13 protein-coding genes are annotated in these 15,914 nt (G+C 46.6%); 10 read left to right on the forward strand and 3 right to left on the reverse strand.

Annotation, left to right across the window (positions count from 1 at the left end; genetic code table 11):
• Positions 1 to 191: 191 nt before the first annotated feature.
• The 7 genes from ABZR88_RS06255 (at position 192) to ABZR88_RS06285 (ending at position 11,084) form a co-directional block, all read left to right on the forward strand.
• Positions 192 to 2,513 (forward strand): glycoside hydrolase family 2 TIM barrel-domain containing protein, encoded by a 2,322-nt coding sequence (locus tag ABZR88_RS06255; protein WP_245917025.1) that lies wholly within the window; start codon positions 192 to 194, stop codon positions 2,511 to 2,513.
• A gap of 11 nt (positions 2,514 to 2,524) precedes the next feature.
• Positions 2,525 to 3,316 carry a rhamnogalacturonan acetylesterase gene (locus tag ABZR88_RS06260; protein WP_107828273.1) on the forward strand — a complete coding sequence of 264 codons (792 nt, stop codon included), beginning with the start codon at positions 2,525 to 2,527 and terminating at the stop codon, positions 3,314 to 3,316.
• 11 nt (positions 3,317 to 3,327) lie between these two features.
• Entirely contained in the window at positions 3,328 to 4,098 is a 771-nt protein-coding gene (locus tag ABZR88_RS06265; RefSeq protein ID WP_107828473.1) for a rhamnogalacturonan acetylesterase, read from the forward strand.
• 4 nt (positions 4,099 to 4,102) lie between these two features.
• Positions 4,103 to 4,933, forward strand: a complete 831-nt coding sequence (locus ABZR88_RS06270; RefSeq protein WP_107828272.1) for a rhamnogalacturonan acetylesterase — start codon at positions 4,103 to 4,105, stop codon at positions 4,931 to 4,933.
• Positions 4,934 to 7,414: a beta-galactosidase gene (locus ABZR88_RS06275; RefSeq protein WP_107828271.1), complete on the forward strand. Its 2,481-nt coding sequence runs from the start codon at positions 4,934 to 4,936 to the stop codon at positions 7,412 to 7,414.
• Positions 7,415 to 7,501: 87 nt separating this feature from the next.
• On the forward strand, positions 7,502 to 9,652 hold the full coding sequence (locus ABZR88_RS06280) for a hypothetical protein (protein ID WP_107828270.1): 2,151 nt from the start codon (positions 7,502 to 7,504) through the stop codon (positions 9,650 to 9,652).
• Positions 9,653 to 9,938: 286 nt separating this feature from the next.
• Positions 9,939 to 11,084, forward strand: coding sequence for a glycoside hydrolase family 88 protein (locus ABZR88_RS06285; protein WP_107828269.1), 1,146 nt, complete (start codon positions 9,939 to 9,941; stop codon positions 11,082 to 11,084).
• Between the two features lie 217 nt (positions 11,085 to 11,301).
• Here the strand turns inward: ABZR88_RS06285 and ABZR88_RS06290 are convergent, their stop codons facing one another.
• Positions 11,302 to 12,288 (reverse strand): glycoside hydrolase family 43 protein, encoded by a 987-nt coding sequence (locus ABZR88_RS06290; protein WP_107828268.1) that lies wholly within the window; start codon positions 12,286 to 12,288, stop codon positions 11,302 to 11,304.
• Between the two features lie 20 nt (positions 12,289 to 12,308).
• Positions 12,309 to 13,385 (reverse strand): family 43 glycosylhydrolase, encoded by a 1,077-nt coding sequence (locus ABZR88_RS06295; protein WP_107828267.1) that lies wholly within the window; start codon positions 13,383 to 13,385, stop codon positions 12,309 to 12,311.
• A gap of 162 nt (positions 13,386 to 13,547) precedes the next feature.
• Here ABZR88_RS06295 and ABZR88_RS06300 point away from each other — a divergent pair, with 162 nt between their 5' ends.
• Positions 13,548 to 14,390: a polysaccharide deacetylase family protein gene (locus ABZR88_RS06300; RefSeq protein WP_107828266.1), complete on the forward strand. Its 843-nt coding sequence runs from the start codon at positions 13,548 to 13,550 to the stop codon at positions 14,388 to 14,390.
• An 11-nt stretch (positions 14,391 to 14,401) separates the two neighbouring features.
• On the opposite strand, the gene ABZR88_RS06305 is transcribed toward ABZR88_RS06300, so the two are convergent.
• The gene (locus ABZR88_RS06305) at positions 14,402 to 14,767 is read right to left on the reverse strand and encodes a hypothetical protein (protein WP_107828265.1); all 366 of its coding nucleotides are present in this window, start codon (positions 14,765 to 14,767) and stop codon (positions 14,402 to 14,404) included.
• A 115-nt stretch (positions 14,768 to 14,882) separates the two neighbouring features.
• On the opposite strand from ABZR88_RS06305, the gene ABZR88_RS06310 reads away from it, so the two are divergent.
• A complete protein-coding gene (locus ABZR88_RS06310) occupies positions 14,883 to 15,077 on the forward strand; it encodes a cold-shock protein (RefSeq protein WP_107828264.1) in 195 nt (64 codons plus the stop codon).
• A 345-nt stretch (positions 15,078 to 15,422) separates the two neighbouring features.
• Positions 15,423 to 15,821: a YtxH domain-containing protein gene (locus tag ABZR88_RS06315; protein ID WP_107828263.1), complete on the forward strand. Its 399-nt coding sequence runs from the start codon at positions 15,423 to 15,425 to the stop codon at positions 15,819 to 15,821.
• Positions 15,822 to 15,914 lie beyond the last annotated feature (93 nt).

Consider the following 15,914-nt stretch of genomic DNA (forward strand, 5'->3'; position numbering starts at 1 on the left):
TTAAAACCTACCTATAAAAACCTATAAAATGAGAGAAAGTATCAAATACCGAGGATTATACAAGCTTACTGTTGCTGCCCTAGCCATAGTAGGTATTATTGCTGTGTTGTGGTGATATAGTTACCTCAGATCAAACCAAATAAATAAAACCAATAGACCAAATTATAATGAATAGAAAATTTACTTTTTTAATGATGTTATCCCTCGCGGGGCAGCTCTCATATGGGCAAACCGCAACGCCGGGCAGAAAGATAGCATCGTTTGACAATGACTGGCTGTTTTACAAAGGCGATGCCAGCGGAGCCGAGAAATCCAGCTTCAAAGATGCCGCCTGGCGCAAGCTGGACGTGCCGCATGATTGGATGATTGAGGGGCCTTACAGTCAGGATAATAAAACCGGTCGCGGTGGTGGTTATCTGCCATCAGGCATTGGCTGGTACCGCAAATATTTTACGTTGGATGCGGCGGATGCAGTCAAGAACGTGGCCATAGAGTTTGATGGTGTGATGGCTAACAGCGACGTGTGGATTAATGGTTATCACTTGGGTAAACGTCCGTACGGCTACATCAGCTTTAACTATGAGCTGAACGGTCATCTAAACTTTGGTAAAGGCAAAACTAACGTAATTGCCGTGCGTGCCGATAACACTATTCAGCCTGCATCTCGCTATTATACTGGCGCTGGCATTTACCGCCATGTGCGTTTGGTAACCTCTAACCAGGTACACATCAGCACTTGGGGCGTGTTTGTAACCACGCCAGAAGTAAGCGCAGAGAAAGCCACTGTGCATGTAAAAACCATGGTGAACAATATAGCGGCAGCAAGCAAAAGCGTCATGCTGCAAACTACACTATATGATGCCGCTGGTAAAGCTGTCGGTACCGCTTCTAAAACTGCTGCCAAACAGGTGGCTAAAGGTGATACGGTAGTTTTTGAGCAGGATATTGCTGTTGCAAATCCAAAATTGTGGAGCACCGCAGCGCCAACCTTATACAAAGCGGTAACGCAGGTGCTGGCAGATGGTAAGGTGATTGATGATGCCGCCAATAGCTTCGGTATCCGTAGTATTAAATTCACGGCCGATCAGGGCTTTTTGCTCAATGGTAAAAAGCTGATGATTAAAGGCGTGTGCCTGCATCATGATGTAGGTGCATTTGGCTCAGCCGTACCGCTGAGTGCCTGGGAGCGCAGGCTGCAGGCGCTTAAAAATATTGGTGTAAATGGTATCCGTACCTCGCACAACCCGGTTGCGCCGGAGTTTCTGGACCTGTGCGATCGGATGGGCTTTGTAGTGATGGACGAAAGCTTTGACACCTGGGAGGCCAACAAAGTATCCCGCGGTAATGACGGTGGCGGCTATAACCTCTATTTTAAACAATGGGGAATGATAGATCAGCGCGATCAGGTACTACGAGATCGTAATCACCCTTCTATTGTAATCTATAGCGTTGGTAACGAGATCCATGATGCGCTGAATGATTCTACCGGTTTTAAAAAATATCGCGATCTGCAGAATACTTGCCATAAATATGATCCAAGCCGCCCTGTAACCATGGCGCTGTTCCGTCCGAATGTTTCTAAAGTCTATGATAACGGTTTTGCCAAAATGATGGACGTGGTGGGCCAGAACTATCGCGAAAATGAACTGGTTGATGCCCACACGGCACACCCGGATTGGATTGTGATTGGTACCGAGAACGGGCATACGCTAACCGCATGGCAAGCGCTGCGAGATCATAACTATATGTCGGGCCAGTTCCTTTGGGTTGGTGTTGATTATCTGGGTGAATCTGATTGGCCAAACGTAACCGATGGTCAGGGTGTGTTTGACCGTACCATGGGCACCCGTCCGCTTACTTTACAGCGCGAAAGCTGGTGGTCTGACAAGCCTGTTGTGCACATTGTAAGAAATAGCCAGGCTACAGGTCGCGGCGCCGGTCTAGTTGCCGATTGGACCCCTACAGATCCTGCTGCTTATCAAAATGCCAAAATATCGGTATACAGCAATTGCGACGATGTGGAGCTGTTCCTGAATGGCAAATCATTAGGCAGCAAAGCCAAACCAGCAGACGATGATTCACGCAATTGGGAGGTGCCATACGAGAAAGGTTCGCTTAAAGCGGTAGCCAAAAATGGTGGCAAAGTAGTAGTTACAGAGGAACTGAAAACTGCCGGTGTACCAGCCAAAATCATTCTGACAACAGAGCGCGGTTCTATCAAAAATAACTGGGACGATGTGGCCTACGTTACTGCCCAGGTGGTGGATGCCAATGGCGTACCTTGCCCACAGGCAGATAACGAAGTGACGTTTAGTGTAAGTGGGCCGGGTGCAATTGCCGCAACAGATAATGGTGATCTGGCTAATCATGTAGCATTTTCAGAGCCCGTTAGGCATGCTTATCGCGGTAAATGTATTGTTATTATAAGGGGTAAGGGAGAGGGTAAAGCCACTGTTCAGGCATCTGGCGCGGGTTTAACCTCGTCTTCAGTTTCTATAAATATTGGTAAGTAAATCAGTTTACTATGGCAAAAATATTTAAGTTTTGCTTTATGTTGATATTGGCCGGCCTGGTAGGGCTGGCCTTTACGCGTCAGCAGAAGCCTACCATTTATATCATCGGCGATTCTACCACCCACAACACCCTGCCCATGATGGGCTGGGGAACAGCCTTCGCCGATTTTGTTGATACCACCCGCATCAACGTGGCTAACCATGCCATGGCTGGGCGAAGCACCCGTTCTTTTGTACGCGAAGGCCGCTGGCGGGTAGTAGATTCCCTATTAAAACCAGGCGATTATGTGATGATGGTTTTCGGTCATAACGAAGGCGAGAAGCCCGGCGTGGTTGGCCCCAATCCGGACGCACATCAGCGCGCTATTGCCCGCGGTGTGTTAAAAGGCATTGGCGAAGACACGGTGCATTTAACCTGGCCCGATGGTAAGCAAGAGATTGTACACACATTTGGCTGGTACATTCGTCAGTTTATTCGTGATACTAAAGCCAAAGGCGCAACACCGGTGGTGTTGTCTATGATTCCGCATAACATTTTTAAAGACGGCAAAGTGCCGCGTGCCGATAAAGATTATGGCCTGTGGTCAAAACAAGTGGCAGATCAGGAAGGTGTGGCGTTTATCGACATGAATAATCTAACTGCAGATAAGTACGAAAAATGGGGCGCCGACTCTGTTGCCAAACTTTTTATGCCTGATAAAACGCATACCACGCCTGCGGGCGCGCGGGTAAATGCGCAATCGGTAGTAGATGGCATCAAAGCAAATCCGGCAATTACCTTAAACCAATACCTCAAAAAATGATCTTTAATAAGATGAGAAAGAAGATAATATATCCGCTCTTCCTGTTATCAGCAGTTGTTGCCGTGCTGGCTTTTACCAGACAACCAAAACCAACGCTGTACATGATTGGCGACTCAACCATGCATAATAACGATAAGGACCTTTGGGGTTGGGGAACTACCATTGTTGATCAGCTCGATACTACAAAAATCAGCGTGGTTAATAGCGCAACGGCAGGTCGCAGCACACGTACGTTTGTGAAAGAGGGCCGCTGGGCCAAAGTGCAAGAAGCCTTAAAACCCGGCGATTTTGTAATTATGGGCTTCGGTCATAACGAGGGTTCTAAGCCCGATACTACAAAAGGCGGCTATCGTGGCGTACTGAAAGGCACAGGACAGGATTCGGTAGTATTACAGTGGACTGCTGGTCCGGAAGTAGTGCATACCTACGGCTGGTATCTGCGTAAATTTATTCGCGAAGCTAAAGCTAAAGGGGCTTACCCAATTGTAGTCTCTATGATTCCGCGCCGCGAGTGGGATAAAGACGGTAAGATTGTTTTAGCTAACAAAGACTATGGCCTGTGGGCGCAGCAAGTGGCCCAGGAAGAAGGGGCAGCCTTTGTTGATCTGAACGGCATCACTGCAGCTAAATACAACCAGTTAACACGCGATCAGGTATTTGCCCTGTTTGGTACAGACCATACTCATACCAATAAGGCAGGCGCCGTTATCAACGCGCAATCATTTGTTGATGGCTTGAAACAACAGCCTAACGTTCCATTGAATAACTATCTGAAGAAATAACGAAATGAAAAACTTTATACGCAAAAATGCAGGTAAACTGATGTTGCTGGCGGCCGTGGTATCACTATCGTCATTCGCATTAATCAGACCACAGGATAAACCAACTTTTTATATGATTGGCGACTCGACCGTAAAGAACGGCCGGGACGACGGTCAGCACCTCGGTCCGGACGGGCTTTGGGGCTGGGGCCATTACATTCACGAGTATTTTGATTCAACCAAAATCAACATAGAAAATGATGCGCTGGGAGGCACCAGCAGCCGTTCGTTCATGAACATGGGTTTATGGGATAAAGTGTTGGCTAAACTGAAGCCCGGCGATTTTGTGATCATGCAATTCGGTCATAATGACGGCGGAGCGTTGTTTGATACCGCGCGCGCCCGTGCCACCATTAATGGTGTTGGCGATGAGCAAAAAGACGGTTTCAACCCGATGCCATATATGAAAAAACAGGAAACTGTGCACACTTATGGCTGGTACATGCGTAAGTATATCAATGATGCGAAGGCCAAAGGCGCTACTGCTATTATCTGTTCACCAATCCCGCGTAATAGCTGGAAAGATGGTAAGGCTGCCGGTCGCAATGCTGGTAATAACTACGGTGGCTGGGCTCAGCAAGTTGCACAGCAAACCGGTGCTTATTTTATAGATCTGAATAAAATGATTTCTGACGATTATGACCAGGAAGGTGAAGAGAAAGTAAAATCGACTTATTTCCATACCGATCATACCCATACCATTGAGGCCGGTGCGCGCCTCAACTCAAAATTTGTGATTGATGGCATCAAGGCAAATCCTGATCTTGCGCTGAATAAATACTTGCTGCAAAAATAAATGATAAAGAAAAATCTCGCCTTTACCGCCTTAATGTCGTTGTCGGTAGCTGTTACACAGGCTCAGTCTGTTGAAGAGCATGTGGTTAATATCGGTAATGACCCTGTCCCGGTAGAAAACAACCACTTTAAACAGGGAACCAATATAGACCCTAAAGGCGTTAAGCTCGATCTGAATAATTTTTACCTGCGCAGTGCCGGCAAACCCATATTGCCGGTAATGGGCGAGTTCCATTACTCACGCTATCCCCGTGCGGAGTGGGAGCAGGCTTTGCTGCAGATGAAGGCTGCCGGTGTGCAGATCATTGCCTTGTATACTTTCTGGAACCACCATGAGCAGGAGGAGGGCAAGTTCAGGTTTGATGATAACCGCGATGTGCACTACTTCCTGGAGCTGTGTAAAAAACATGGCTTAGAGGCCGTAGTAAGGATTGGCCCATGGGCGCATGGGGAAGACCGCAACGGCGGCTACCCTGATTGGTTTGTGAAGCGTCACCTGAAAAATGGTTTCGATCGTGCCAGTCAGAATGGTGAGATCCAGCCTGAAGTAGTAACCTGGTACGCCAAGTTGGCCGAGCAGTTTAAAGGACTGTATTATAAAGATGGTGGCCCGATTATTGGCCTGCAGGTAGATAACGAGGTGCACAGCAATGGCCCGAACAGTTGGGGTTATCAGTACCTGACCAATCTGAAAAAATTGGCGGTAGAAAAAGGAATGGACGTGCCTCTTTATGTGGTGACCGGCTGGCCTGGTCCGGTTGTGCCAGAGGACGAAGTATTGCCGCTTTGGGGCGGTTATGCCGATGCGCCCTGGGCTCAAAATACTAAAGAGCAGCCGGCCAATAATCTTTATCAGTTTATAACAGATCGTCGCGATAAAAACATTGGCAACGATGTACTGAAGTATGATAAAAGCGACGCGACGGTACCCGTTTATCGCCACCCGTTCCTAACGGTAGAAATGGGATCTGGCCTGCAGGATACTTACCTGCGTCGCCCGGTAGTTGATAATAAAGATATTTTGGGGATGCTGTACACTCGTTTGGGTACAGGTGCTAACATGTTGGGTTACTATGTTTTCCATGGCACGCAGCACCCGCTGAGCTGGGATGGCGAACACTCTATGCAGGAGTCTAAAGCTACCATTTACCCTTACCCCAATGATTATCCGCTGATCTCTTACGATTTTGAAGCACCACTAGGCGAGTGGGGCTATACGCAGGATTACTATCATGACCTGAAATTGCTGCACCAGTTCACTGCCGATTATGGCGCAAAACTGGCGCCGATGTTCAGCATCGTTCCGGCTGATAACCCGGTTAAGGCCGATGATATGGATAAGTTACGCTATGCCGTGCGCAGCAAAGATGGCGCAGGCTTTGTGTTTTTTAACAACTACGTGCGCCACTACAAAATGGCCGATCATCAGCAGGTTGCCTTCACCATCAAAACGCCGAAGGAAACTGTGCGCATACCAGAGCAGGGAAGTATCAGCATTAAAAGCGGTGCAGAAGGGTTGATTCCGTTTAACCTAAATGCCGGTAATGTATTGATTAAATATGCAACTGTGCATCCGTCTGCCATTATTGGTGATACCTACTTTTATTACACTATGGATGGCGTTGAGCCGCAGTTTAAGTTGGATAACAGCAACATAGCCGGTATCAACTTTCCAAATGGTAAAGTGAGCAAACAAGGGAAATCTACTTTCCTGAACAACATCAGGCCGGGGACAGATTGTATCGCCACCATCACCACTAAAAATAAGAAGACTATTAAGCTGGTGGTGTTCACCGCTGCCGATGCCAAATATAGCTACGTATTCAACATCAAAGGAACTAAAACGCTGGTGCTGACCAGTAAGCAAGCTTTTTATGATGAGGTGAATAACGAACTGACCGTTCGTTCGATTGACGAGCCGGAGTTTTCGGTTTACTCATATCCGGCATTGCAAACAAAAAACGCAGCTTCGGCAGCCAAGGGTACCGATGGTTTGTTCAATGTTTATTCTATCAGCTTGAAAGCTGCGCCGCAGTTAAAAGTGAAGTTCCCACCGGTTGCAGGGCAGCAGGAGTTGGCTAAATATGTACAGGGTCACACCGAGACGCCGGTAAGGCCGGGTTATGGTGTGCATTACTCGGATACCGTACAATCGGTAACCTATAAACTGTCGCTGCCTGCGCAACTGCCTGACGGCGTTTATGATGAGTTGTTACAGTTAACCTACACCGGTAACACTGCTGCTATTTACGCCAACAAAACCATTATCGCCGATGACTATTTTAACGGTAAGCCCATGTATTTCAGCCTGCGAAGAAATGCGGATAAACTAGGTAAAAATGAGTTTTTAATGCAGATTACGCCAGTGCTGAACAAGCCTAATATTTATTTTGAGCCTGATGTAGCCGCCGGACTAAAAGCATCGAACGAAACTAAACTGACTAACGTAACGGCCAAACCTGTTTACCAGGTGGTTTTATAAACCCGATTGTAACGATGGGGATAGGCTGATGGCTTCCTCGCTGCTTTTAATTAAACTTGAATACTGATCAATCCTGATACAAACCGAATGAGAAAAACCTTTTTGATCTGTCTTGCTGCACTATCCGCCGTTGGCGCCAATGCACAGCAAAAGACGGCTACTGCCAAAATTGACCGCTATGCGCTGGTAACGCGCCATAACGTAGTAAACAAAACGATGGATACGCTGGCCTCGCTCACCGTAGGTAATGGCCGCTTTGCCTTTACTGTTGATGCCACCGGACTGCAAACTTTCCCTGTTTATTACCAGAAAGGTGTACCGCTGGGTACGCAATCACAATGGGGCTGGGATAGTTTCAAGAACACGGATAACTACAAGTTTGAAGAATCGCTGAAAACGTACCACATTAACGGCAGAGATATCACCTATGCCGTGCAGAACAATAGTACAGAGAGATCTAAAGGTGCTACCAATTGGTTCCGCGAAAACGTGCATCGCCTGCAGTTGGGCAACGTAGGTTTTGTCATTCTAAAGAAGAACGGTCAGGAAGCATCAGCATCAGATATCAAAGACATTCGCCAGGAGCTTGACCTGTGGACCGGCGGTATCAAAAGCCATTTTACGATAGAAGGTGAGCCGGTTGATGTGTTAACCTATGGTAACGGCACAGCCGACGCCATTGGTGCGCAGGTAACATCGCCTCTGGTTAAAGAGGGTAGACTGAAAGTGCGTGTAAAGTTCCCGTATCCAACTAATCAGTTTGCAGATTTCGGTACTAACTACAAAAGTGCCGATATGCATACCTCAAGCATTGTTACCAATACTGCCGGTAAAGGTTCTATTGAGCACCAACTGCAAGGGGCGCATTACTGGGTAAACCTGGGTTGGACAGGCACCGCCAAATTAGCCAAAGCAGGCGAGCATGAGTTTACGTTGACGCCCGGCAAAACTGCCGATGCGTTCAGCTTTTCATGCGTGTTTGAGCAGACGGCTAAAAAGATGTTAGCCGTACCAACCTTTACCGAAGATAAAACCAGCAGCGTAGCCACCTGGAAAAACTTCTGGATGAGTGGTGGAGCGGTTGATTTGTCGGGCAGTACAGATCCGCGCGCTAACGAGTTGGAGCGCCGTATTGTGCTTTCACAATATCTAACCCGCGTACAATCTGCCGGTGATTATCCGCCGCAGGAGACAGGTTTGGTTTATAACAGCTGGTATGGCAAGCCGCATTTGGAAATGCATTGGTGGCACAGCATGCATTTTGCCTTGTGGGGCCGCCCTGAATTGCTTACGCCAAGCTTAAACTGGTACGAGAAAATTAAAGGCCAGGGCTATGGCATTGCCAAGCGTCAGGGCTTTGAAGGTATCCGCTGGCCTAAGATGACTGATCCGGATGGTAACGAGAGCCCGTCATCAGTAGGAGCTTTCCTCATTTGGCAGGAGCCGCATTTTATTTATATGGCCGAGCTGGAATATCGCGCTCATCCAACTCAGGAAACGTTGAACAAATACAAGGAACTGGTTTTTGGGACGGCTAATTTCATGGCATCATACGCTTATTATGATAAAGAGAAAGGCAGATACATCCTTGGTCCGGGTTTGATCCCTTCGCAAGAGGTGCATAAAGCTGAGAGCACCATTAACCCGCCATACGAGTTAACTTACTGGCACTGGGCGTTGGGTATTGCCCAGCAATGGAAAGAGCGTTTGAAACAACCACGTATTAAACATTGGGATGAAGTGGTTGATAAGCTATCGCCACTGCCGCAAAAAGATGGCGTTTACCTGGAGGCCGAAAGTGCGCCAGACTCATATACTAATCCAAAAGATATTACCGACCACCCGTCAACTGTGGCTGCTTATGGTATGATGCCGTACACTAAAATGATGGATACGGCCACCATGCATCGCACTTATGACCTGATCCAGCGGGTATGGAACTGGCCTGAAACCTGGGGTTGGGATTTCCCGATGCTGGCGATGACGGCAGCACGTCTTAATCAGCCTGAAAAAGCTATCGACGCACTGTTTATGAAGGTGCATACGAACACTTATCTGCCAAACGGACATAACTACCAGGACGGTCGCCTGACTATTTACTTGCCGGGTAACGGTGGTCTGCTGGGGGCAGTAGCCATGATGTGCGCCGGTTGGGATGGTAACAAAATTGAAAACCCGGGCTTCCCAAAAAATGGTAAATGGAAGGTGAGATGGGAAGGCTTGGAGATGATGCCGTAACTTTTTAATGAGTGAATGAGTGAGTTGTGAAGGAGTGAATAGATAATGAGTGAATTAACGAGTTTTGCGCATGAACAAGCAAGTTCAAGAACAAAATATAGACTTTATTAATTCGCTCCTTCACAACTCACTCCTTCACTCATTATATCCATGACACAACAGGATACCTGTTTAGACATTTAAACGTTAATATAGCATCGCAATATCCCTGTCAAAACCCAATTATGAAACCAGCCGGATCTGTGCCACGAGCATAGGTTTGGTATATAGTAACAAACCATTGATTATGAGTAAATTATTTTCAACCGCAAAAGGTGTTGCAGTTGTGGCGCTGGTGTTGGCTGGCGTAGGGAGCCGTGCGCAACAATTGCCGGCAAAAAGCAAGGTGATGGCCGATATGGCCCTTGCTAATGATTATTTTATGAAAAAATGGCCCGATGCCGGTGCCAAAGTAACTGTTAAAGGTGTAACCCGCGAAAGCACCCTGTGGACACGCGGCGTTTATTACGAGGGACTGATGGCTATGTATGCCCTTGATCCGCAGAAGAAATATTATGATTATGCCGTAAGCTGGGGCGATACCCACAACTGGGGGCCGCGCGATGGCAGGATAACCCGCAATGCAGATAACCAGTGTGCTGCGCAAACTTATATCGATCTGTATATGATTGATAAAAAACCAGAGCGCATTGCCAAGATGAAAGAGTGCATTGATACGATGGTGCACAGCCAGAAAATTGACGACTGGAACTGGATTGATGCCCTGCAAATGGCAATGCCGGTTTTTGCCCGCTTTGGTAACATCTATCATGATAATCAGTATTACGAGAAGATGTATGAGATTTACAACTACAGCAAAACCGTGCACGGTGGCAAAGGTCTATATAGTCCTGAGCAACGTTTGTGGTGGAGAGATAAAGACTTTGTGCCGCCATACAAAGAACCAAACGGACAGGATTGCTTCTGGTCGCGTGGTAACGGCTGGGTAGTGGCTGCTATGGTACGCGTATTGGATATTGCGCCAAAAAATGCGCCTCACCGTGCTGAGTACCAGAAAATGCTGAAAGACATGTGCGAAGCATTAGTGCCACTGCAACGTGCAGACGGTTACTGGAATGTAAGCTTAAAAGATTCAACCCACTTTGGTGGTAAAGAGCTTTCTGGTACTGCCTTGTTTACTTATGGCATGGCCTGGGGCATTAACCACGGTCTGCTGAAAAAGAAAGATTACCTGCCTATAGTTATCAAAGCCTGGAATGCCATGCAGAAAGACTGCTTGCATCCTGATGGTATGCTTGGTTACGTACAAGGCACCGGTAAGGAACCAAAAGACGGCCAGCCGGTAGGTTATAATAACGTACCTGACTTTGAAGATTACGGCCTGGGCTGCTACCTGTTAGCCGGCAGCGAGGTGTATAAACTGGCCAAATAGTTTGATTGAGTAGTGAATTGTGAGTGTTTAAACTCAATATTTGAATTTATAAACGAAGAAAGCCAACGCATTGCGTTGGCTTTCTTCGTTTATTCCCTGTGGTCATGCTGAACTTGTTTCAGCAACCCACATGACATTAAATGCGGCCTGTCTACTTAGCAAGTGGGGTGCCGAAACAAGTTCGGCATGACTTGGTGTTATCTCCGCATCTGAAAACCTACTTTGCCGCAGGCACACCCTCGCTCGTCATCACCACGCGTTTCATGGTGTTGTCTTTGTTGTAATAAATGTAATCAATACAAACCGAGCGGTGGAAACTACCCGCATCAGGCGTTAATGCGCCATTGTGGTAAATGAAATAAGTTTTGCCTTTAAAATCAATAATGGCCTGGTGGTTGGTATTGGAGTTACCGGCAATTTCGTTCAGGATACCTTTGTATTCCCAAGGGCCTTGAATGCTGCGGCTCATGGCGTAGGCCGTTTTCTCCGGAAACTCATAGGCATAAGATAGATAGTACCAGCCGTTGTGCTTGTGAATCCACGGCGCTTCGGTATAATGTGGTAAGCCGGCGAAGGTTTTGATAGGGCCGTCAAGCTCAATCATGTTTTTCTTGAGCTTGGCGTAGTAGCAGCCCGTGTTGCCCCAAATAAGCCAGGCCTGTCCATCGTCGTCAATAAAAACGGTAGGGTCAATATCATCCCAGCTAATCTTGGTTACATTGGTGGTCATGTCATTAGTTACCAGTGCTTTTCCCAAGGCATCTTTGTAGGGTCCTTCCGGCCGATCAGCTACAGCTACACCAATAGATTTACCGTGAATGGCTCCATGCTCTACCGCCACGTACCAGTAAAATTTGCCGTCGCGCTCAATTACTTGTCCGGCCCAGGCGTCGCCTTTGGCCCACTCAAAATCTTTGGCGCTCAACGGGGTAGGGTGCTCGGTCCAGTTTACCATGTCGCTGCTGCTAAAGCAGGTCCAGTTGTACATGCGATAACCGGCTACTTTGGTGGGCGCTTCGTCATGTCCTGCGTAAAGGTAAACCTTGTCTTTATATACCAGTGCGGCAGGGTCGGCAGTGTATTTATAACGGATAATAGGATTGCCTTCGGCTTTAAAAGTAGTGTCTTTGGTAACCAGCTGCTGGGCAGATGCGTGGAAGCTCAGGCCGGTGGCTAATAAAAATAATGCAGTAAGTTTATTCATTTGGTTTGTTGGTTTGCAGATTAATTTAGGTTCTTATCAAGTGCAGGTGGCATGGCTATTTTGGGCCAGCCATTCACCCAGTCAATTGGTTCTACAATCAGTTTAGAGCGGCCATTGTCGGCGGCATCGTAACCATGGAAAACAATGTAATCCTTGCCGTCAAAATTGCAGATGCCGTTGTGGCCAACGCCATACCAGTTTTCGTTTCCGGCCAGCAGGATATCACCACCACCGCGGTTCATCGGTATGTTCTTGCTATCCAGGTAAGGTCCCTTAATATTTTTAGACCTGCCGATAATCATCTTATATGTGCTTTTCGGTCCCTTGCAGCAATAGTCAATCGAGGCAAACAGGTAAAAGTATTTACCTTTTCGGTAGATAAACGGTCCTTCAATGGCGTTACCACCGGCGTCCTTTGGGTTATCATCCACAGCTGGAGGATTTGCTGCCGATGATCTGTTTTTACGACTGGCTATGGTTGGAATTCCGGACGGGTCTTCGGCTACGCTCATGCGATCTTTCTCTAATTTAATCAGCTTCAACCCATCCCAAAAAGAGCCGAAGGCCAGGTAGGGGGTGCCGTCTTTGTCAACTACCAGGTTTGGGTCGATAGCGTTCCAGTTGGTTTTATTGGGGAAAGATTGAATGATTTTGCCGTGGTCAGTCCATTTATAGTCGGTTGCATCAGTGTGCAGGGTAGGGCTGGTTAGCAGGCCGATGCATGAGGTGTTTTTGCCAAAGGCTGATGCCGCGTAGAACAGGTAGTACTGGCCGTTATAGTAGGAAATATCCGGCGCCCAGTAACTGTTGCCTTTAAAGTTGGGCAGTGCTTCGGTAAGCCAGGTTGGTGCAGCGGGAACGACTTTGGGTTCAGCTTTCCAGTGAACAAGATCTTTGGAACTCCACATGGCAATGCCGTTGCCGGTGCAAAAAAGATAAAACAGACTATCCTGACGGATCATTACCGGGTCATGTGCGCCAATATTGCTATAAACTTGTCCGGTTACGGGCGCGTTTGGCCGTTGCCCAAAAGCAGAGCAGACAAAAGCTGTGCAAGCGCAAAGCCACAGCAAAAAGCGGCGGTTAAACTCTTTCATTAGCAGGCTATAATTTGGTTGTAGAAACTTTTATAAATGTATAAAATACAATTAATAAGTCAACCCAAAATGCGGAAAAATAAATAGCTGTTAAGAATAACAGGTGCGAACTTTGCACGGAGTATTATCTATAGCGTATATTTATATAAACAAAACAAAGTAATGAAGGGCAGATACTGGTTAATGATTGTTTTTCTGATGGTGAGTGCGATAGATGCAAATGCACAATCGGCCGTGTGGAAGAATAAGAAATGTGCCGTGGTACTTACCTATGATGATGCGCTGGACGTAGACATTGACAACGCCCTGCCCGTGCTTGACTCGCTTAAACTAAAAGCTACTTTCTATCTTATCGGTTGTTCTGAGGCTACCGAGCGCCGGATGAAAGACTGGCGCAAAGCTGCCAGGCATGGACATGAGTTGGGTAACCATACGCTGTTTCATCCTTGCGATGGTGCCGGGGCCGACCGCAGCTTTGTTGACCCTGATTTTGACCTGAGCAAATACACCGTTAACCGTGCTGTAAGAGAGATTAAAGTAAATAATGTGCTGCTGAAAGCAATAGACGGTAAAAACCAGCGCACTTTCTGTTATCCCTGTGGCGATCGTACCATCAACGGGGCTTTTTACTACGATCAATTAAAAAATGATTTTGTAGCTGCCCGTGGGGTAGAAGACGGCATGCCCCTGCCCGGCGAAGTGGATTTGGACAATATTAATGCCTACGCCATCAACGGTGAGACAGGTGAGGAGCTGATAGCTATGGTAAACGAGGCGCTGCAAAAACACTCGTTACTGGTATTTATGTTTCATGGCGTGGGTGGCGGTCATGAGCTTAATGTAAGCCTGCAGGCACACAGCCAGTTGCTGCATTACCTGCGGGCTCATCGTAAAGAGATTTGGGTGGCGCCTATGATTGAGGTGGCGCAACGCATAGCAGCGTATCAAAAAGGAAGTGATCCGCTAAAAAATCGTAACCTAAATACCGCTTTATATAACAGATAGCGGCGGGCCGCTTACATTGCTTCTTTCAGCTGCTCTGCGTCGGTAATTTCAATTTCAGGTTTGCCTTTATAATCTATAATAGTGCCTATTACGCATACGGCTTTGCCTTTAAACATTTCCTCCGGGGCTGTTTTGAACTTCTTGCGGTCATCAGCTTTAATTACCAGCGTAAGCGCTTCGTTTGGGTGGTTGCCGCCTACATCCAGTAGTGTAAGGCCGCTGTTGCTAAAGTATTTGCCGCCATAAACTTTATCGCAAATGCGCACTTTTTCGTTAAGGTGTTTGGCTGCATCTTTGGCGGCGATGGTTGGCGGAGTTTGGCCAAATGCTTTGAAACCGGCAGTAATAATAAGAAGGGAAACAAGCAGTTTTTTCATCTTTTTTGTTTGTTAGTTACTCAAAAGTAATGATTTAGATTGTTTCTCCAGTTTGATTAAATAATAGGCGATAATCTGTTTTATTTGTTTACCTTGCCAACTTTTAAATATTATCATGCAAAAAGAAGGAACAGTTAAATTTTTCAACGTAACAAAAGGTTTTGGCTTTATCGTACCATCTGAAGGTGGTCAGGACATTTTTGTACACTCATCAGGCCTTATCGATGAGATCCGTGAGAACGACAAAGTGCTATACGATACCGAAAACGGTCGTAAAGGCGTAAACGCGGTAAATGTAAAAGTTATATAATATATAGTTTAACATCAATCGTACTCGAAGCCTTCGGTTTTTACCGGGGGCTTTTTCGTTTTATATATTTCCGTATGATTTCATTGCTGTTGACTATTAATCAATAGGAGCAGGAGGATAGGTTTTGGCCAAATGCGAGGATACACGTTTTGGCTGAAGCCATTTTTTGAACTCAAGTTTCGTCTCATTTTATGGGACTGTAATGAAAATTGATAGAATTTATTAATAAAGGTTTACTAATATCAATCTTTATTAATAACTTATTAATTATTCATCTCCGCTAAACATTTGGTGCGGGGCTTGGTTATTTCTGTATAAAAAACATCTGCTAATAAGTACAACGTTATGAAAGATCAAACTAAAATTATTGCAGCGCTTTTAGTGGGTGCTGCCGCGGGTGCAGCCATTGGTTTATTGCTGGCCCCATCAAGCGGTTCTGAGCTGAGAGAAGATATAGCCGATTACGTAAATGATCTGGCCGAAAAATCAAGAGAACAAGCCAAACGCACGGCAGAAAGCGTGCGCGAGTATGGCAATAACGTAGTTGACCAGGCAAAATCGCGGGCAAATAGCATCGCCGATACGGTTTCCACCTATAAAAATCATGTAATTGGCAACGTAAAATCTGCGGTTAGCGATTATGCCGATCAGGCTGTTGAATACGGTGGCAACATTGTAAACAGTGCTAAATCTGGTATAAAAAATGGCGCTAATAGTCTGAATAACGATATTCAGAATTCATAGCCCTGTAAAAAGACCTTTAGTAAACAAGATTGGAGTCAAGGTGCTGTTAAAGCATCTCTAAGCCCCGCGGTACCATCGCGGGGTTTTTGTTTT

This window comes from Mucilaginibacter yixingensis (assembly GCF_041080815.1).
In the GTDB taxonomy this organism is placed as follows: domain Bacteria; phylum Bacteroidota; class Bacteroidia; order Sphingobacteriales; family Sphingobacteriaceae; genus Mucilaginibacter; species Mucilaginibacter yixingensis.